Here is an 18229-nt window from a genome sequence, read left to right on the forward strand (position 1 = left end):
CCCTTCTCATCCCAAGGTACGTTCAGTTTTCCCGAATACGGCGGTCCGACAGTCTTCTTCATAAACTTTGCACAACTCTCTCAGGATACTTAATCATTCCACTACCAATGTACAACATCCCCATTGTATAGAGTTTGCTATTGGGATAGCTTTGCCACCCACACCCACGGCCTTTTCTTCTATGGGTTAAGTATCTGCGAAATCGGTTATTAATAAAGTCCTGCAATCTAACAAAAGCTTCACTCGCATTCGTATGTTTAAAATAGTTAACCCATCCTAACACTACTGGTTTTATTTGCTCGATGAATGTTTGAGGTTTGATTAGTGCTCTTCTACAAGTCAGGTATTTTAGTCTGTTACGGATGCTTTGTTGGGATTGTTTCGTTGGAAATACATAAATGCTATTTCTGCCACTTGTTGGACTCTTTCTTTTTACAAAGTAAAAACCTATGAAGTTAAAGCCTTCTTTCAGTTTCGTTATTCGTGTCTTTTGGTGGTTAATAATGAGCGATAACCTCTTTACTAATTCTGTGAATTTCTCCAGCGCTAAGCTAGCACTCTTACGACATACCAAAATTGCATCATCACAATACCTATGCAAGGTTGCGCTTAGCTTTTCTGGATACCCCCTTGAGTGCCACACTTGGTCTATAACATTTAGGTAGATTACTATACAACGGTGATATTGGTGATCCTTGCGGTACTCCAACTTTCTTGCATGTAATTTTACCTTGTTTTACTATTGACGTTGTTAGGGTTTGTTTAATTAGCTTCAACATACTGCCATCTGCTATCCTTTTACTAATAAGTTTTAATAACTTTTCGTGTGAGATGCTAGTAAAGTATGATTGAAAATCAATCTCAACTACGCCCCATGCCTGCTGGTATAGATCTTCTCGGATCACTAAACTCGCTTGTTTGGCTCCTCGTTTCGGTCTATAGCCGTATGAACATTCATGAAAATCAGCTTCGAAGATCGGTTCAATGACTATTTTCATTGCTGTGAGCACTATGAGATCTTCTACGGTCATTACCTCTAGTGGCCTTGTTCCACCTTTAGCTTTGGGTATTTCTACCAACCTGCTTGAGGTAAATTTGTATAGCTTTGCGCGTAGTTGCTGCTGCAATTTATTGATAATCTTTGCCTCACCTTGATCTATTATATCACTTATGCTTTTACCATCAATCCCTGCTGAACCTTGATTTGCTTTGACTTGACGCCAAGCTTCCCAAAGTACATCTTTTAGATAAATTTTATCATATATACTATAAAATCTGACTTCCTTACATTGCTTGGATTTGAGATATAGAGTTCTTTGGAGTTGCTGAACTTTTAATGTTCCGTTCATAGCTTTAGGGCAATCAGACATTCTCAACTCTTTTAAACTCGTTAACTGAAGTAGGGTCCCTTTCCTCTTGAGTGGTTTCCCAATCAATACGAACGGTATTATAGACCCCGCGGACTTCTGATATCACCCTTATTGATTTCGCTTTACTTATACAATAAAGTTTCCAGTGGCCTACTGGATTCATATCAGATCTCCCGGACTACGATGTGAAACATTCATAGCGTGCAACCCCTAACACCCCGGCACTTGTATGATGGTCATGGTCTATTTTTTCCATCCTACTATCAGCCTTCCTGTAGCCACTAGATAGTCGGCAAATGCGCTTAAACGGCTTAACGAGGCTAATTTAGGTTCACTTTTGTTGCAGCCCGCTATTTTGCAGATGCATTTAAAGGTAACTTAAACCTGTGAATCACCCCACAAATCCAACCTCCTGCTAGACTCCCGAAATAGACAAATTAGAGTCAGGGGACTTACACCCCATTTGTTGCACACCTGTGCCGGCGTGCAATGGCTGCAGACTTAAAACACTTAAAACTAAGCAAAAGCTGCAGACTTGTCTCTATGCTCAGATAGAAAAAAGTCAACTGTATCACCATAACGATCTACTGTTCTATATAAATAGATCCACTTCCTGTTTAGTTTAACATAGGTCTCATCCATTCTCCAACTACCACCAACTGGTCGTTTTCTTTTGCTTACTGCTTCATCTATTAAGAGGAACAAACTTAATAACCCATCTTTGTAGCGTAGAATGATCAACTCTTGTGCCTCTCATACGCATCATCTCTTCCAAATCTCTATAGCTCAAGGAAAAACGATACTTCATCTAGACAAATAACAGGATGACTTCTGCTGAAGAACAATAGCCCTTAAAATAAGGTAATAATTTGGGCGAAATACTAAACATAATAACTACTTTTTTAACTGCAGATACTAAAATAATGATTTTTTAGAATAAACGCGACAAAACCAATATACATCCAAAACTTCACTTAAAAGAAAAGCCTTTACTAACGAAAATATAGACGCGACAGAACCTATGGCGTATTACTGGATTAAAAGGCCGCTATTTTGCATACTTTTTAAGCGACAATCATGGCGCATGGTACGCTTTACCATTGCCAGCAGCCGTTAAGGCCGCTATTTTGCATACTTTTTAAGCGACAATCATGGCGCATGGTACGCTTTACCATTGCCAGCAGCCGTTTTAGCTGACTGCAATATACCATCTTCTAGTAATAAAATTCTATCTGCAATGGTTGCCAACGATTGGTTATGGGTTACCAAGACGAAAGTTTGCTTTAACCGCTTTGAGAGATCTAAGAATAGCGCATGCAGCATTTCTGCATTTTTGGCATCAAGATTGCCACTTGGTTCATCCGCGAAAATAATCGATGGGCTATTGATCAATGCCCTAGCTATAGCTGCACGTTGCCGTTCTCCTCCAGAAACCGCCTCTGGCAGATGATTTTTTCGATGGCTAATGCCCAGTAAAGCTAACAGGTCAGCAGCCCTTTGTGCTACTTCTTTTTTTGATAAAAAACCAATATAACCAGGAATACAAATGTTTTCAAAAAGTGTAAATTCGGGTAACAGGTTATGAAATTGAAAGACAAACCCTATTTTTTTATTTCTAAATGTGGCCAATCCACTACCTTTTAGCTCTATAAGATCTATCCCATCCATCGTTAGGGAACCACTATCTGGCCTATCTAATGTAGATAAAAGATGTAACAAAGTGGTTTTTCCAGCCCCGGAGGGCCCCATAATGGCTACCATTTCTCCAGCATGGATGGATAAATGGATCTGTTTCAGGATCTTATATCCATGATAAGATTTACAAACTTCTTTGGCTACAAGCATATATGCATAAAATTTTGTATCTTTACTGGCGAATATACAAAATTTTGGTTGCGCGCTCGTAGTTCAATCGGATAGAACGTCGGATTTCGGCTCCGAAGGTTGAGGGTTCGAGTCCTTCCGAGCGCACGGTTTGCCTCTATCCATTTAGCCTTCTGGCAACACAAAACAAGAAAAAATGCCCATGTGTAAAAGGTTGCGATTAGAAAAGGTAACCCTAAAGTTGATCGGCCGATCAGCCTGTTTGAAGTCTGCACGGTGGGCAAGTTCTATTTTTCCAGCTTTAAGGGTAACTTTTTGGCAACTTTTTGCACAGGGCTTGATTTTTTGGGCTACTTCTTGATCAAGAAAAAAGTAGGCCATCACTTTCTTTGGTCAAGCAAGCAATAAGATACAAACTGCTTATCTTAAGCGATCTTCATTGACCAACTGTTCATCTTTTTTAATATGATACCGTGCCAATAGATTGGCTACTAAGGCAATGAAAGGAAGCATAATGCCTATTTTATAGCTACCATATCCACTCAGAAGATAGGCTATATGGGCCTTTTTAATAAGCACTAAAATCAAGATGAGCAATATAACCAATATTCGATTCATGCCAGCGGTTAAACGAAGCTGTAACTTTCTATTATCATGCCGTATGATGGCATACGTTGCGGTTACAATAAGGCAACAGGCTAATAAAGCGGACAGGCCATAAGGGAATATAATATGTTGCCCTGTAGAAGCAATAAGTGCATAGGGCCTGATGGTACAAACACCATCCAAATCTACTTTTACCCAAACTGCGACCCTAAGAAAGGCGACCATAATAATAGATACTGTGCCCAAATAGAGGGATTGAATTCTTTGAATCATGCGCAATACTATAAGAAACAAAAAATACAAAAACGAAGTAAAGTTATAAAGCACAGCATGACCAATAGGCCAGGTCCCAAAAGATGCGTTGGATCACCTCTATTATCTTCCTACCTTAGGTATAGCTTAAGGGATTAAGCCATATCAAAAACTGTATGCGTATATACAGCCTATTTGTTTACTAAGCTACTTTGTAGCTGTTAGAGGAACTGTTTTTCTATCTAATCCCAGATACAAGCGGTCTGGACGGGACTCGAACCCGCGATCTCCTACGTGACAGGCAGGCATTCTAACCAACTGAACTACCAGACCTTAAAACTTGCACGAAGTGCTACAGTCTAATGCAAATGTAATGCATAAATTGCTATTTATCAAAAATAATAGTCGTTTTATTGGGCGAAATAATTGCAAGTTCAAACTGTCTCATGTAAATTCATGGCATGATAATGAACTTGTTATCCATAGAATGGAAGGGATTTGATTGGTCTAATTAAAAACCACCCATCCATATCAACCGTTGTATAATCTTATAAATTAGTATACGTTATGACTAAAGCAGAAGTAATTTTAGCAATCTCTCGTAAAACGGGACTTGAAAAAGAAGATGTCAAAAATACGTTAGATGCGTTATTCCATGTTATTCAAGATGCAGTAACAAATAACAATCGCGTTCATTTTAGTGGATTTGGTAGTTTTTCTAAAAAAAAACGAGCAAAAAAAATTGGACGTAACATTAGTACCAATACAGCTATTGTTGTAGAGGAGCACTATATCCCATTTTTTAAGCATTCTAAGTTTTTTGCAGCAAAAGTTAAAGCTGTTGATTCTGTATAGCCTTTAAAGCTAGGTATATGACTGATCTCTATTATGGTAACTAACCGTTGTATGGTTTGTTTTTTGAGGATGACAAAATAATGTATGCATAAATAGATGACAGAAGTAGCCTACCAAAATAGATGCGTTGCTATAAAAGCTTTTATTGTGCTGAGTATGCCTTCAAGTACCAGCACCAGCTTACACCTTTAACGTTTACCAAGTTTTTTAAAGAAAGGTGAAAAAAAAGCTAATGGCTTATATGTCATTTTTTGCTTGATTAGACTTTTTAATCAAGTAAAAAGTCTAATCAAGACAATCTTTGTATGCGCTAGGTGCTTGACTTGAATGGATAGGTGGCTGGCACTTCCACTAGTGGTATGTTTGTTTAGTTAAACTGGTTCATAGCATGCACAATGCCTCCATTGCACCAAGCCATCGATATTTGGCACGCCCTATTTAAGTGACCATCTATCTCTTGTAATTCTTTTGTATTAAAATTGCCTAATACAAAATCTGACAGTCCTCCTTTAGGAAAATCGTTCCCGATACCCACTCGAAGACGCGGGTAATGGTCTGAGGTTAAAGCATCGGCAATGCTTTTTAGGCCATTGTGACCTGCATCAGAGCCTTTGGAACGTAGGCGCATTGTACCGAAAGGCAGTGTGATATCATCTACAATAGTTAAACTTTGTTCGATTGGTAGGTTTAAATGATGCAACCAATACCTAACGGACTTGCCACTATCATTCATATAGGTTGTAGGCTTAATCATATAGATTTGATGATAGTTGTAATTGAAAGAGGCAGTAGCAGCCAGTCTACCTACTCGAAATGAACCTTTTTGTTGAGCAACTAGATAATCCACTACTAAAAAACCTACATTATGCCTAGTATGAACATATTCTGCACCAATATTGCCTAATCCAACCAGTAACAACTTCATAATATATTTTGCCCCTTTAGCCAATGGTAATATTCTGAATACATGCAAAAAGCAATTTACTATTGCTTGCCTTTTTTCTCCTCTTTACTGGCGGCACTACGTAATGCCCTTGGAATTTCAATAGAGGCCACTGGCGTATTAGGCGATGCTAAAATGATATAGTTTTCTATTGGAATTTGGAATACACGTACAATTTGTCCTAAATCCAGATCAGAAACGTCGATATGGACCATCGATGGCATATCTTTAGGATATGCAGCAATCGTTAGTTTTCTTTGTTTTTTAGAGAGCACACCCCCCTTGGTCACACCTATGGCTTTACCAACAAATGCAGTAGGAATCTGCATTTTAATTTTTTTATGATCAAAAATTTGCAAAAAATCCACGTGCAACATCATTTCACTTACAGGGTGGAACTGCATTTCCTGTAGAATACATCTATAAATAGCTCCTTCCATATTTAGATCTACAAAATGGGCATAAGGTGTGTAAACCAAATCACGTAAAAAAACCATAGGCATATGGAAATGTACTTGTTCTGTGCCGCCATACAATACACCTGGAACGTGTGCAGCTGTTCTTAGCTTTTTAGACTCAGCTTTACCGAGATTTGCTCTTTTATACCCTAAAATCTCTATTACTTTCATATCTGTTGTTTGTGATCAATGTAAAAATTAAAATTTTTCTGATTAGTATATACCCAGGATTTGGTATACGATTACCATAGTGTAACTAAGTATAAGGAGCATCAAATTTAACAAAAAAGAACCGAGATAAAAAGATACCTTTAAATTGTTAAGGCTATCATAACGTTGCAAAGGAACCAGTTTAAAATGAAAGCGTTACCAAATTTTCAATGCACTACTTTAAAACGTGAGTTCTGGATTTATTTGACTGATTTACAACAATTTAATATCAATTATTTAGTTAATATTTGCACCTATTTAACAAGTTTTTATATCTAATTTTATAAATATAATATATATAATAAACTGATTACCAGAATTATTTGTTATTCAACTGCCTATTTAACTGTCTAATAAAACAAATTTTATAAATTTTCATTGATATTGATTATCAAGTGAAAAAATAATCTAATCCCGAACTCACGTTTACAGTCAGAAATGGATGACCATTTAGGTTATAAATAAGTATGCACGTAGTGATTCAGAGAATGTACGTAATGGATTATCCAGTAAGCAAGTTATTACTGATAATGGCGTTATATCGGTTGAAGTACCCAGAGATAGAGCATCGACTTTTGAACCTATTTTATTGCCTAATCGTCAAACAAGAATTTCTGGTTTGGATGATAACGTGAGTTCGGGATTAGCTTGTTAAAAAATAGCTTTAAAAAGCTTCTTTGTGTTTTAAATTTGGAGATAAAAAAATACTAACCAGATTATCCAAAGGAGCCAGTTATGAATGTAGAAATAATTAGTTGAAATATATTATGCTGTTGATGAATTTCTCATAAAGTTTATGCCGTATAGGAAGTGTTCTATAAACTGTGTCAAGGTGATAAAAAGTTATAAATTAATTAAATAAACATTAAAGGTTTTAGACATGGAAGAAAATAAGAACAATTCCTATGTTGGTTTAGTAGATTACAAATTTCTGGAGGAAAATATTTTGTGCTCTATCCGTTTAGGTAAGCCTTTAACAGGAAAAGGTGGTGCTTTAACGCCTCTGATAAAAAAGCTTCTAGAGGCAAGTCTAGAAGGTGAAATGGCACACCATTTATCTAGTGATTCAACAGAAAATAATAGAAGAAATGGAAAAAGCTCTAAAACTTTACGTACAAGTTCTGGTTCCTTTGATCTGCTAATTCCTAGGGATAGGACAGGTAGTTTCGATCCACAAATAGTTAAAAAGCGTCAAACAAGCCTACATCCTGAGCTGGAAAGCAAGATCTTAAGCATGTTTTCTAGTGGTATGAGCTATAAATCTATAGCCGTTCATGTTGAAGAGATCTATGATCATAAAGTATCAGCTGCTGAAATATCATCTATTACAGATAGCTTGTTACCGATAATAAATGAATGGCGTAACCGCCCTCTTCAATCAGTTTATCCGATAGTTTTCATGGATAGGATGTTTTTTAAGGTAAAAGAAGATGGCAGATGTGTAAGCAAATGCATGTATACCTTATTAGGCATAGATCAAGAGGGTAAAAAAGAAGTATTGGGATTTTATTTGTCTGAAAGTGAGGGGGCTAACTTCTGGTTGGGTGTACTTAACGAGCTTAAGGAAAGAGGTGTAGAAGATATCCTTATTGCCTGTGTTGATGGCCTAAAAAGCTTTCCTTCAGCCATAAATAGCGTTTTCCCTAATGCACAAGTGCAGGTCTGTGTAGTACATCAGATACGAAACTCACTCAAGTACGTAGCTAGCAAAGACGTAAAACGTTTTTTAACTGATTTAAAGCAAATATATCAAGCTTCAAGTAAGGAAGTTGCTGAGCATTATCTATTGGAATTAGAAGAAAAATGGGGGGGGAAGTATCCAATGGTTACCAAATCTCGGCAAAATAATTGGGAACATTTGTCTGGTTATTTTAAGTATTCAGATTCTGTCAGAAGGCTAATTTATACCACCAATCCTATAGAAAGCTTGCATAGGCAGATTAGGAAGTTTACCAAGACAAAAGGAGCGTTTACCAGTATAAATGCTTTGTATAAATTAGTATATTGTGCCATAAAGAAGATCGAGGATAAATGGACTATTCCGCTGCGAAACTGGGCGTTGACCATATCTCAGATAGACATCTTTTTTCCCGGTAGATTAAAAGAGACGTTGAGATGAACAGGAGATGTGACACAGTTTATAGAACACTTCCGAAGATAAGGGCTACAGCGGCTCACCTAACAAAACCTTATTAAAGGATAAAGCCTTAAAATCAGCTATTCAGAAGAAAGCCACTAGAAATAATCCCTTATCACCTACTGCCAAGAGGTTTAATAAATTCTAGAGTAAAGAAATCGTTGGACACTTAAAATTAGGCATATCTATTGCTTCTGATTGCTCGCAATACAGTAGCTGACTAACTTGATTCTTCATTGTTTACCCATTCTCTTCTCATCCCACCGTACGTTCAGTTTTCCCGAATATGACGGTCCGACAGTCTTCTTCATAAACCTTGCACAACTCTCTCAGGATACTTAATCATTCCACTACCAATGTACAACATCCCCATTGTATAGAGTTTGCTATTGGGATAGCTTTTCCACCCACACCCACGGCCTTTTCTTCTATGGGTTAAGTATCTGCGAAATCGGTTATTAATAAAGTCCTGCAATCTAACAAAAGCTTCACTCGCATTCGTATGTTTAAAATAGTTAACCCATCCTAACACTACTGGTTTTATTTGCTCGATGAATGTTTGAGGTTTGATTGGTGCTCTTCTACAAGTCAGGTATTTTAGTCTGTTACGGATGCTTTGTTGGGATTGTTTCGTTGGAAATACATAAATGCTATTTCTGCCACTTGTTGGACTCTTTACTTTTTACAAAGTAAAAACCTATGAAGTTAAAGCCTTCTTTCAGTTTCGTTATTCGTGTCTTTTGGTGGTTAATAATGAGCGATAACCTCTTTACTAATTCTGTGAATTTCTCCAGCGCTAAGCTAGCACTCTTACGACATACCAAAATTGCATCATCACAATACCTATGCAAGGTTGCGCTTAGCTTTTCTGGATACCCCCTTGAGTGCCACACTTGGTCTATAACATTTAGGTAGATATTACTATACAACGGTGATATTGGTGATCCTTGCGGTACTCCAACTTTCTTGCATGTAATTTTACCTTGTTTTACTATTGACGTTGTTAGGGTTTGTTTAATTAGCTTCAACATACTGCCATCTGCTATCCTTTTACTAATAAGTTTTAATAACTTTTCGTGTGGGATGCTAATAAAGTATGATTGAAAATCAATCTCAACTACGCCCCATGCCTGCTGGTATAGATCTTCTCGGATCACTAAACTCGCTTGTTTGGCTCCTCGTTTCGGTCTATAGCCGTATGAACATTCATGAAAATCAGCCTCGAAGATCGGTTCAATCTAGACTCCCGAAATAGACAAATTAGAGTCAGGGGACTTACACCCCATTTGTTGCACACCTGTGCCGGCGTGCAATGGCTGCAGACTTAAAACACTTAAAACTAAGCATAGGTTTTAGCCGTTTTTTGATAAACCTATGATCTTGTTCAACTCTATTATTCAAGTATTTGTTTTGAAATATTTGAATGGTATGATCTTGATCAAGTTCTGTATTGATCGTATCAAGGGCAGCTTTATTACTACCGCTTTTGTCAATTACTACTTTCTTAGGAATATTATTTTCTGTAATCGCCTTACGAAAAAAAGAAAAAGCTACAGACTTGTCTCTATGCTCAGATAGAAAAAAGTCAACTGTATCACCATAACGATCTACTGCTCTATATAAATAGATCCACTTCCCGTTTAGTTTAACATAGGTTTCATCCATTCTCCAACTACCACCAACTGGTCGTTTTCTTTTGCTTACTGCTTCATCTATTAAGAGGAACAAACTTAATAACCCATCTTTGTAGCGTAGAATGATCAACTCTTGCGCCTCTCATACGCATCATCTCTTCCAAATCTCTATAGCTCAAGGAAAAACGACACTTCATCTAGACAAATAACAGGATGACTTCTGCTGAAGAACAATAGCCTTTAAAATAAGGTAATAATTTGGGCGAAATATTAAACATAATAACTACTTTTTTAACTGAAGATACTAAAATAATGATTTTTTAGAATAAACGCGACAAAACCAAAAATATTGTAATCCCCAACCAGCGTTATGAATATAAGCTAATGAAATATGTCTAACATTAGGTAACCCATACGAATCCTTATATTTTTTTTGTAACTTTATAGCTTGTAAGGCAAGGCTGACTATTCAGTTCTGAGCACTTATGTAGAAGTCGTATATTTAATTTCATTTTTTAACTACGTAAAGCAGCATCAAACGAGTAGTTTAATAGCTGTTTTCAAGTAATCATAAAAGTCAACACCTTCCCCTTATGAATGCAACAGAAGGAGTTTTCAACTGGGATCAATATGACAAGGCTGGTAAATTAGGCAGTGCATATACAGATCAAAAAAGAGCAGATATTGCCGCAATATATGAAACTACCTTAAGCGCTATTAGCCAGTATGAAGTAATAAAAGGGTCTGTGATAAGCATCACCAATAAAGATGTTATTGTAGGTGTTGGGTACAAGTCCGATGGTTTAATTTCTGTCTCTGAGTTTAGGGATCTGCCTGAATTAAAACCAGGTGACGAGGTTGAAGTATATATAGAAGAAACAGAAAATGCCAAAGGTCAATTGGTTCTTTCTCGTAAAAAAGCAAAATTAGTAAGAGCTTGGGAGAAAATTCAGCATGCATTGGAACATGGGGAGGTATTAGAAGGACTTGTCAAACGTAGAACTAAAGGAGGATTGATTGTAGAGGTCTGTGATATTGAAACCTTTTTACCTGGTTCACAAATTGACATTAGGCCTGTTTTAGACTTTGATGTTTTTGTAGGTAAAACCATTGATGTAGTGGTTATTAAAATCAATCATGCCAATGATAATGTGGTTGTTTCCCATAAAGCACTAACTGAGAAAAAACTAGAAGGACAGAAACTCGAAATCATGAGTAAGCTTGAAAAAGGTCAAATTCTAGAGGGCTATGTAAAAAACATCACTAAATTTGGTGCTTTTATTGATTTAGGGGGGGTAGATGGCTTACTCCATAAGTTAGATATGGCCTGGAGTAGGGTCAACCATCCAGAGGAGCTGTTTACGCTTGGCCAAAAGCTAAGTGTAGTGGTCATTGGTTTTAATGAAGATAAAAAGCGTATTTCTTTGGGCTTGAAGCAGCTTCAAGGCCATCCATGGGATGCCCTTCCAGAGACGGTGCAAGTAGGATCCACCATTAAGGGCACCATAACCAATATTGCTGATTATGGCCTTTTTATAGAATTGATGCCAGGTGTTGAAGGTTTTGTATATGTTTTAGATATTTCATGGTCACAATATTTGCGTGATACCAATGAATATTACAAAATAGGTGATACCATTGATACCTATATATTGTCATTGGATCGGAAGAATCATAAAATATCTTTGGGCATCAAGCAATTAACTGGAGATCCGTGGGAACATGATACATTCTTATCTACTTATGCAGTAGGGACCACCCATGAAGGTATTGCGCGCAATCTGACCCACTTTGGTGCTTTTATAGAGCTAGAACCAGGTATTGAAGGTCTGTTGCACGTTTCTCGTCTTTCTGGTACTAAACGGGTGGCACACCCTGCTGACGTGTTGAAATTGGGTGAAAAATTAGAAACGATCGTATTAGGTATTAATCGGGAAAACAGGCGCCTCTCACTTGGATTAAAGCAGAGAAATTCATGGGATGCCTGTGAAAAGATTTTCCAAATAGGTACGCTACATAAAGGTACTGTACTGAAAAAGACTCCAGGTCGTGGGGCAATGGTTGAATTGGCGCATGGTATAGAAGGTCATGTGCCGCAGCAGCATTTAATTAAATCAGATGGTAGGGAAGCAGAAGTTGGAGAGGAGTTAGATTTTGAAGTAATCAAATTTTCTAAAGGAGATAAAAAAATAATTTTGTCATATCAAATTCTTTTTAATCCAGAAATGGAAACTAAAGTTGAGGGCAAAACAAAAGGGGATACAAAAGGAAAAATAGAGGAAGCACCATCTGCTAAAGGGTTTGAAGCTTTTGCTGACTTGAAAGAAAAATTAGAACAGAACACAAAAGGAGAAGAGAAAGGGTAGTTGCTGTATTTGGGTCGCGTGGCCGAGTGGTTAGGCGGAGGTCTGCAAAACCTCTTACGGTGGTTCAACCCCACTCGCGACCTCTTACCTATCCACTTTGAATGGTTCTTTCTATCTGCTCATAGACATCTATTTGGTAGTTGCTTTCGCTTTTTTACCTGAGTGGCGGAATGGGTAGACGCGTTGGTCTCAAAAACCAATGATAGTGATATCGTGCCGGTTCGATTCCGGCCTCAGGTACTATTAAGTGCTATGTTATTCGTGCAGGGTTAATGGAAGGATTTGCCCCACGCTTTGATCAAGCAATAAGTAAGATATAAAAATATTTTTTTGCTTTGGGTGTGAGCAGCGATAGTGAAGGAGCTATCTAATACCAGTTTTATTTTTGTAATTCTATTGGGCTTTGTTTATAATTAAATTATAGTTTATTCGCTTTGGAGGCTTCCCAAAATTAGAGCATTGCTGCTTCTATTGTTTGCCATGCAAATGTATAAAGTTGTAACTTTGAAGCGAAGTAAAGAACTTTACTTGAAGTGAGGCATTAGCCAAAAGCCGTACATTACGCAATTGGTTTATGTAGGAAACTTTTGATTGTATAGAGTCATGAAAAGAAATGAAATACTCAATCTAAATGATTGGAACTTGCATCAACTTACAAGAGCGGTGTCTGAAACGCCAAAAGAAATAAAACATACTTGGCCAAAGATACAGGAGGCGTATTCATGGGCAGAAAGGATTGCAAGACAAGCAAATTCAAAAATGTTCAAGCATTCCCTAAGGGCATCTATCGAGGTAGCTATGATTGCTGTTATGGAGCTGTCTTTGGGTCTTCCTGGTGTTATTACTGCGATCTTAGCGCCACCTTTCTTACAAGGCTTAGTCCAGAAAGCAACCATTCAAAAGCGTTTTGGCTTAAAAATAGTCTCTATATTAGTGGAGCTGAATAGATTAAAGCGTTACAAATTGTACCGTGGTGCCATGCTTAACGGTCAGAATGCTTCTGATCTAGCCGTTGTCCGTATTGTAGCCATCTTACTGCAAATTTGTGATATCGTTCGTGTAAGCTATAGGGGGGTGCCATTGGGAAGTTTAGATTCAGAATTGATCTACTATTCCAGTAGTAAACTTTTCCTTGATCTAAAATGTTTTTATATTCCATTTTCGCATAGAATGCGGTTATATAACATTCAAGCCAAATTAGCAGATTTTTGGTTCAAACATACAGATACCCTTGGTTATTATTCCATTACTGCGGAGCTGGGCATGACCAAGCTTCAAAGACAGCAAACTATAACTAATATATATATGACTGGTTCACAATATGTCTAATCCCGAACTGAGGTGAGTACTAAATGGTAGTACCTATTTAGCGGTATGGCCGTTCCACGAAAAAAATAAAAAAACCACCTCCTTAAAAAAGTTGCAATCAGAAAGTGCAGCTTGCAGTTGAAAAGAAAAATAATTGAAATAGGGGCTGAAAGGTGGCTTCTGCTTTTCTCGATGTAAGGGGGGATTTCAGAAACTTTTTACACAGGGCCTGATTTATATCACACTTTTTTCTTGATAAAAAAGTGTGATATAAATGCCTTTATTTAGCCTTGGTTAAGCTTGGCCTGAAAATTGGACAGTTTGCCTTGTTGATTAGGCTATGGTATTTTTTTGAGAGCATGCAAACTGCTGTCATCCAAACGATGCAAATAAACAAAAATATTACCATTAAAAATGGCGCCAGTTGATTGGGCTGTGCAGAAGTGAAAATAGTATAAAAGATAACTTGTAAAATAGCCCCCGCAGATTTCCCTATTTTTCCACCTAATATATCAACCGCTGCTTTTCCTTTTGTGCCCATTTCACAGTCTAAGGGAATGTAAACCATCTCTTTGGTTACATCAAAAAAACAATATTTAGTTCCCTTAGCTAATACGTTTTGTAGACCACCAATGGTTACAATAACAGCTAAAGTGGATATACCCATTATAGTCTCTGATAAAAAGTTGTAATGCGTGGCAATGATAAGCAGGAAAAAACAGCCTCCCACTATAAGTGTTGTAACAGGTGTAATCAGTGCTGCACCTAACCAACTTAGCTTTCGAATCACTACATTACCAAAACAAGAACAAGACAATGTACAAACGCCTGTCCAGAATAAGACCTTACCTTGGTAAGTAATAAAACTTGTAGGATCTTTCTTATAAAAAAGACTGGTTTCATAAAACCAGAGGCCTTCTATTAAGTGTACAACCATAGAGTAAGAGATCATTAATACACAAATTAATGCAAGGTATTTAGATGTGGAAATCATTTTAAAACTTTTATATAGTCCTAATTGTAATGTGGTAGCTGGCCTGGCTGGTACCCTTTGACTGTAGATAATATACTTTTCGATATACTTGTGTAAAAGTAGAATAAAGAGACATAAGGAGGTAATAACGATCATCAGCGTGGCTATTTTTGATGCTGCTTCCATTTTATAGCTATCTGTAAAGCGTAATAAAAAATGATCGGTATGCGAAAAGTATACTATGATAGTGCCGGAAATAAGTAGATTGGCTTGTCCAATCAAGTTGAAAAAGAAGTAAAACCGACCCGCTTCTTCTGTTGTAGTTATTTTATTGGCCAACTGCCAATATAACAGGGTAAAAACAATCATGGGCCACAGTTCACCTAGCATGTAGAAGAGTATTAATGTCCACTTACCCCACATGATAAAGAACCATTTAAAATGAGGATAAAGCTTAATGTAAGCATCTACCCTACAAGGATCGGGATGTAATAGCGTTTGATAAGGAAACAAAAAAAAGCCGAATAGAATAAAAAAAAAGAGAAAAAAAAGTATAATGCCTCTAAAAATATTTTCTGTTGTGACCTGATTACATAAGATGGTATAGATCACTACAAATAAAATCCCTGCGGGCATTTCAACAAATAGTTTAATAAAGCTCAATACTTCTGCTCCTATTAAGGTAACGACAAGACCATCTTTTATGCCACGGATTAAATTTTGATTCAACAAAATAAGAAACATTAAGATGGCCATAGAAAAAAATTTTTGCAGCGCACTGCCCTTAATAGGCCAGTGCATAAGGTGCCATTTTTTTAGTAGGACGCTTATTTGTTTCATATTGATTTTAAGTTTATTAAACGGGTATCCGTTCAGCCTTCTGGTCATACTACCCAAAAACAAGCAAAAAATAGCGTACAAATTCCTTTTATCAAAAAAAATAGGATACATCATTCTTAACCTTAGCATTTTCCCAGGAAAACCATTACAAGGCTGTGGGCAATAGAATAAGGAACGATTTGCAAAATGCGCATGGTTAATCCATTAAAGATTGCAAAAATTTTTTTTTCAACTATAATGTTATGTTTTAATCGACCTATCCAAGTCATACGCACCTCTGAGCCACAATTTTGAGTGGCGATCAGATCAAATGGCATACTTAAGGCAGATACAGCTATACCCAACAACGCACTCACAACTATATTTGCGCCTATCCCACTTATATCTTTTGTAAATTCGTAGGCCAGTATACATGCCGAGCCACCCAGTATGTTCCTTAAAAGAACGGGGGTTAAAATATCCATAACCTTTTCTTTTCGTTTCATTAAAGAACCTTTATTAGCGGCAATTTCTTTTGTTTCGCTGTATATGGTGACAACCGTTTCTACTATTCCAGCTAAAAAGCACTCCCAGATGACCAATAGCGTAAAATTGGTTATCGCACAATAGCCCGTAGAACAAAGGAAAAGCCATTGTGAACCCCCAAAGGCCAAAGCAGCTATAAACTGTCGAAGTGCATAAATATGTGCTCCGGAAAAAAACAATTTAAAATTTTTAGCACGTATACATCTTGTGACAATAGAGGAATATGATTCGCCTGTTTCTTGATAGACTACTTTTACAAATTGAGCAGGTGCAACTAGGTAAGCCACGATTACACAAGCTATACCATGTGCAAGTGGATCAAAAAAGAAGCGATATAGAAGTGTGTTATATTGCATAGCCATTAAGTGATTTAGCTGAAAGCCACTTACTGAATCCAAAGCAGCACTAAGTGTGGTATAGGTAGATAAACCTTGCAGAGATACAATCTGTCATTATAAATTTAGGGATTCCGCTCTATGCTAAGCTAACCCTTTGTCCAAAGGGAACCTATTTTTCAATGGATCCAGCATCAGGGGTCAAATATAGCCCTTTAAAAGGACTTTTTCAACTTTCTTGATCAAGAAGTATGCAAAAAAGCAAACACTGATACAAAAAGTTGCTGAAAAATCACGCTTAAAGCTAGGCAATCAGCATCCATTCTATAGGTCGTCATTAAGCTGATTTTCTGATCGCTTCTAGCGCGCTTATGTAACCTTATGATGAGGGTTGCCATCATGTTGGCGCTTTTTTTAAATGGAGGCCGTTGCAATAGAGTTTTAAGCTTTGGTATAAAAAGTGACTTTTAGTGTTATACAATAGTTAAATTATGTTACTTCTTTAATCGTTTATACTTAAGCTTTTTAATAGTATTGTTATGGCAATTCAAACAAGTGGTCAGTTAAGTTTGGCAGATATTTCAGCGAACAGGGGTAAATGCAAACATACCTTTTTTGATCAAATTAATAAGCTAGTTAATTGGTCATCAGTAGAAAAATTACTCCGCTCATATTACCCTAAAGGCTTACATTTATCAGGAAAGCCAGCGTATAGTCCGCTGCTTTTGTTTAAAATGTTCTTGCTTCAGACCTGGTATGCACTCAGTGACTATCAAGTAGAAGAAGAAGTAAATGATCGTATTACTTTTAGCAGATTTTGTGGTATTTCGATGGATAGTTCTGTTCCAGATCATAGTGTATTAAGCAGATTTAGGACTTCCTTTACCGAACAAAAGGCCCTAGAAAAGTTATTGAAAATGATTAATGATCAGCTAGCTGCACATGGACTACTCGTTCAACATGGTGCAGTTGTTGATGCCTCTATTACCCCCACGCCTAGACGGCCTAAAGGTAAAAAAAGCTATGATCTCCATGAAGATGGCACTATAACTGTAGCTGAAAGTTATCAAAAAGGTGTAGATCCAGAAGCGAGTTGGACAAAAAAAGGAAATAATCTCTACTATGGGTATAAGCGACACGTTCTTGTGGAAAGTAAAGAAGGCTTAGTCCTAGCAGTCAGTACCACAAAAGCATCTAGTCATGATAGTGCTCATTTACAAGTCTTATTGGATAAAGTAGAGCTAAAAGCAGGTAGTAGGCTATATGCAGATAAGGGCTGCAGCGGCTCACCTAATGAAACCTTATTAAAGAATAAAGCCTTAAAATCAGCTATTCAGAAGAAAGCCACTAGAAATAATCCCTTATCACCTACTGCCAAGCGGTTTAATAAATTAGTAACGTGAGTTCGGGATTTATTTGACTGATTTACAACAATTTAATATCAATTATTTAGTTAATATTTACACCTATTTAACAAGTTTTTATATCTAATTTTATAAATATAATATATATAATAAACTGATTATCAGAATTATTTGTTATTAAACTACCTATTTAACTGTCTAATAAAACAAATTTTATAAATTTTCATTG

The 18229-nt window shown here is 36.9% G+C and carries 17 protein-coding genes, 4 tRNA genes and 4 pseudogenes; 11 read left to right on the plus strand and 14 right to left on the minus strand.

Features of this window, described 5'->3' with window-relative positions; translation table 11 throughout:
• Nucleotides 1–58: 58 nt before the first annotated feature.
• The 4 genes and pseudogenes from NBW36_RS00715 to NBW36_RS00730 all read right to left on the minus strand — a co-directional run bounded on the left by NBW36_RS00715 (nt 59) and on the right by NBW36_RS00730 (nt 3215).
• Nucleotides 59–643, minus strand: coding sequence for a group II intron maturase-specific domain-containing protein (locus NBW36_RS00715; RefSeq protein WP_250238134.1), 585 nt, complete (start codon nt 641–643; stop codon nt 59–61).
• Complete coding sequence (locus tag NBW36_RS00720; protein ID WP_250237548.1) at nt 594–1370, minus strand: reverse transcriptase domain-containing protein; 777 nt, start codon at nt 1368–1370, stop codon at nt 594–596. The genes NBW36_RS00715 and NBW36_RS00720 overlap by 50 nt, the downstream gene beginning before the upstream one ends.
• Nucleotides 1371–1895: 525 nt before the next feature.
• Nucleotides 1896–2259: pseudogene (locus NBW36_RS00725) on the minus strand (IS6 family transposase); the annotation flags it as partial.
• A 260-nt stretch (nt 2260–2519) separates the two neighbouring features.
• On the minus strand, nt 2520–3215 hold the full coding sequence (locus NBW36_RS00730) for an ABC transporter ATP-binding protein (protein WP_250238449.1): 696 nt from the start codon (nt 3213–3215) through the stop codon (nt 2520–2522).
• Between the two features lie 52 nt (nt 3216–3267).
• Here NBW36_RS00730 and NBW36_RS00735 point away from each other — a divergent pair.
• Nucleotides 3268–3341 (plus strand) — tRNA-Arg (locus NBW36_RS00735).
• A gap of 18 nt (nt 3342–3359) precedes the next feature.
• Here NBW36_RS00735 and NBW36_RS00740 read toward each other — a convergent pair.
• From NBW36_RS00740 to NBW36_RS00750, 3 genes are all read right to left on the minus strand, one after another.
• Nucleotides 3360–3575, minus strand: coding sequence for a hypothetical protein (locus NBW36_RS00740; RefSeq protein ID WP_250238450.1), 216 nt, complete (start codon nt 3573–3575; stop codon nt 3360–3362).
• A 39-nt stretch (nt 3576–3614) separates the two neighbouring features.
• Complete coding sequence (locus NBW36_RS00745) at nt 3615–4073, minus strand: DUF4293 family protein (RefSeq protein WP_250238451.1); 459 nt, start codon at nt 4071–4073, stop codon at nt 3615–3617.
• Nucleotides 4074–4311: 238 nt separating this feature from the next.
• Nucleotides 4312–4385 (minus strand) — tRNA-Asp (locus NBW36_RS00750).
• A gap of 234 nt (nt 4386–4619) precedes the next feature.
• Between NBW36_RS00750 and NBW36_RS00755 the strand changes: the two genes are divergently transcribed.
• Complete coding sequence (locus NBW36_RS00755; protein ID WP_250238452.1) at nt 4620–4907, plus strand: HU family DNA-binding protein; 288 nt, start codon at nt 4620–4622, stop codon at nt 4905–4907.
• A gap of 367 nt (nt 4908–5274) precedes the next feature.
• Here the strand turns inward: NBW36_RS00755 and pth are convergent, their stop codons facing one another.
• Together pth and NBW36_RS00765 are read right to left on the minus strand one after the other, a co-directional pair.
• Complete coding sequence (pth, locus tag NBW36_RS00760) at nt 5275–5832, minus strand: aminoacyl-tRNA hydrolase (protein WP_250238453.1); 558 nt, start codon at nt 5830–5832, stop codon at nt 5275–5277.
• Between the two features lie 59 nt (nt 5833–5891).
• Nucleotides 5892–6479: a 50S ribosomal protein L25/general stress protein Ctc gene (locus NBW36_RS00765; protein ID WP_250238454.1), complete on the minus strand. Its 588-nt coding sequence runs from the start codon at nt 6477–6479 to the stop codon at nt 5892–5894.
• A gap of 559 nt (nt 6480–7038) precedes the next feature.
• On the opposite strand from NBW36_RS00765, the gene NBW36_RS05515 reads away from it, so the two are divergent.
• The 3 genes and pseudogenes from NBW36_RS05515 to NBW36_RS00775 form a co-directional block, all read left to right on the plus strand.
• Nucleotides 7039–7173 (plus strand): transposase, encoded by a 135-nt coding sequence (locus NBW36_RS05515; protein WP_369127321.1) that lies wholly within the window; start codon nt 7039–7041, stop codon nt 7171–7173.
• 225 nt (nt 7174–7398) lie between these two features.
• Nucleotides 7399–8637, plus strand: a complete 1239-nt coding sequence (locus NBW36_RS00770) for an IS256 family transposase (RefSeq protein ID WP_250238455.1) — start codon at nt 7399–7401, stop codon at nt 8635–8637.
• A 37-nt stretch (nt 8638–8674) separates the two neighbouring features.
• Nucleotides 8675–8797 (plus strand): annotated as a pseudogene (locus NBW36_RS00775) (IS5-like element ISCca3 family transposase); the annotation flags it as partial.
• Nucleotides 8798–8962: 165 nt separating this feature from the next.
• Here NBW36_RS00775 and NBW36_RS00780 read toward each other — a convergent pair.
• The 3 genes and pseudogenes from NBW36_RS00780 to NBW36_RS00790 all read right to left on the minus strand — a co-directional run.
• Nucleotides 8963–9304: a group II intron maturase-specific domain-containing protein gene (locus tag NBW36_RS00780; protein ID WP_320412879.1), complete on the minus strand. Its 342-nt coding sequence runs from the start codon at nt 9302–9304 to the stop codon at nt 8963–8965.
• 1 nt (nt 9305) lies between these two features.
• Nucleotides 9306–9893, minus strand: a complete 588-nt coding sequence (locus tag NBW36_RS00785; RefSeq protein ID WP_320412880.1) for a reverse transcriptase domain-containing protein — start codon at nt 9891–9893, stop codon at nt 9306–9308.
• 73 nt (nt 9894–9966) lie between these two features.
• Nucleotides 9967–10567, minus strand: a pseudogene (locus NBW36_RS00790) (IS6 family transposase); the annotation flags it as partial.
• 315 nt (nt 10568–10882) lie between these two features.
• On the opposite strand from NBW36_RS00790, the gene NBW36_RS00795 reads away from it, so the two are divergent.
• The 4 genes from NBW36_RS00795 (at nt 10883) to NBW36_RS00810 (ending at nt 13984) form a co-directional block, all read left to right on the plus strand.
• On the plus strand, nt 10883–12655 hold the full coding sequence (locus NBW36_RS00795; RefSeq protein ID WP_250238457.1) for a 30S ribosomal protein S1: 1773 nt from the start codon (nt 10883–10885) through the stop codon (nt 12653–12655).
• 12 nt (nt 12656–12667) lie between these two features.
• Nucleotides 12668–12738: transfer RNA gene (locus tag NBW36_RS00800), tRNA-Cys, on the plus strand.
• 73 nt (nt 12739–12811) lie between these two features.
• Nucleotides 12812–12895 (plus strand) — tRNA-Leu (locus tag NBW36_RS00805).
• Between the two features lie 363 nt (nt 12896–13258).
• Nucleotides 13259–13984 carry a hypothetical protein gene (locus NBW36_RS00810; RefSeq protein WP_250238459.1) on the plus strand — a complete coding sequence of 242 codons (726 nt, stop codon included), beginning with the start codon at nt 13259–13261 and terminating at the stop codon, nt 13982–13984.
• A 259-nt stretch (nt 13985–14243) separates the two neighbouring features.
• On the opposite strand, the gene NBW36_RS00815 is transcribed toward NBW36_RS00810, so the two are convergent.
• On the minus strand, nt 14244–15824 hold the full coding sequence (locus NBW36_RS00815; RefSeq protein WP_320412875.1) for an Npt1/Npt2 family nucleotide transporter: 1581 nt from the start codon (nt 15822–15824) through the stop codon (nt 14244–14246).
• Between NBW36_RS00815 and NBW36_RS05435 the strand changes: the two genes are divergently transcribed.
• Complete coding sequence (locus NBW36_RS05435; protein ID WP_256465585.1) at nt 15768–15896, plus strand: hypothetical protein; 129 nt, start codon at nt 15768–15770, stop codon at nt 15894–15896. The two genes, NBW36_RS00815 and NBW36_RS05435, sit on opposite strands and share 57 nt — an antisense overlap.
• Before the next feature lie 2 nt (nt 15897–15898).
• Here NBW36_RS05435 and NBW36_RS00820 read toward each other — a convergent pair whose 3' ends face one another.
• Nucleotides 15899–16657, minus strand: coding sequence for a hypothetical protein (locus NBW36_RS00820; RefSeq protein WP_250238463.1), 759 nt, complete (start codon nt 16655–16657; stop codon nt 15899–15901).
• A gap of 518 nt (nt 16658–17175) precedes the next feature.
• Here NBW36_RS00820 and NBW36_RS00825 point away from each other — a divergent pair.
• Nucleotides 17176–18036 (plus strand): annotated as a pseudogene (locus NBW36_RS00825) (IS5 family transposase); the annotation flags it as partial.
• Nucleotides 18037–18229 lie beyond the last annotated feature (193 nt).

This window comes from Cardinium endosymbiont of Oedothorax gibbosus, assembly GCF_936981045.1.
Lineage (GTDB): Bacteria > Bacteroidota > Bacteroidia > Cytophagales > Amoebophilaceae > Cardinium.

Coding starts and splice junctions, on each gene's coding strand:
- NBW36_RS00730 (WP_250238449.1), bottom strand. CDS start 3,215: ATGCTTGTAGCCAAAGAAGTTTGTAAATCTTATCATGGATATAAGATC.
- NBW36_RS00745 (WP_250238451.1), bottom strand. CDS start 4,073: ATGATTCAAAGAATTCAATCCCTCTATTTGGGCACAGTATCTATTATT.
- NBW36_RS00795 (WP_250238457.1), top strand. CDS start 10,883: ATGAATGCAACAGAAGGAGTTTTCAACTGGGATCAATATGACAAGGCT.
- NBW36_RS00765 (WP_250238454.1), bottom strand. CDS start 6,479: ATGAAAGTAATAGAGATTTTAGGGTATAAAAGAGCAAATCTCGGTAAA.
- NBW36_RS00720 (WP_250237548.1), bottom strand. CDS start 1,370: ATGTCTGATTGCCCTAAAGCTATGAACGGAACATTAAAAGTTCAGCAA.
- NBW36_RS00820 (WP_250238463.1), bottom strand. CDS start 16,657: ATGCAATATAACACACTTCTATATCGCTTCTTTTTTGATCCACTTGCA.
- NBW36_RS00770 (WP_250238455.1), top strand. CDS start 7,399: ATGGAAGAAAATAAGAACAATTCCTATGTTGGTTTAGTAGATTACAAA.
- pth (WP_250238453.1), bottom strand. CDS start 5,832: ATGAAGTTGTTACTGGTTGGATTAGGCAATATTGGTGCAGAATATGTT.
- NBW36_RS00810 (WP_250238459.1), top strand. CDS start 13,259: ATGAAAAGAAATGAAATACTCAATCTAAATGATTGGAACTTGCATCAA.
- NBW36_RS00740 (WP_250238450.1), bottom strand. CDS start 3,575: ATGGCCTACTTTTTTCTTGATCAAGAAGTAGCCCAAAAAATCAAGCCC.
- NBW36_RS00755 (WP_250238452.1), top strand. CDS start 4,620: ATGACTAAAGCAGAAGTAATTTTAGCAATCTCTCGTAAAACGGGACTT.
- NBW36_RS00815 (WP_320412875.1), bottom strand. CDS start 15,824: ATGACCAGAAGGCTGAACGGATACCCGTTTAATAAACTTAAAATCAAT.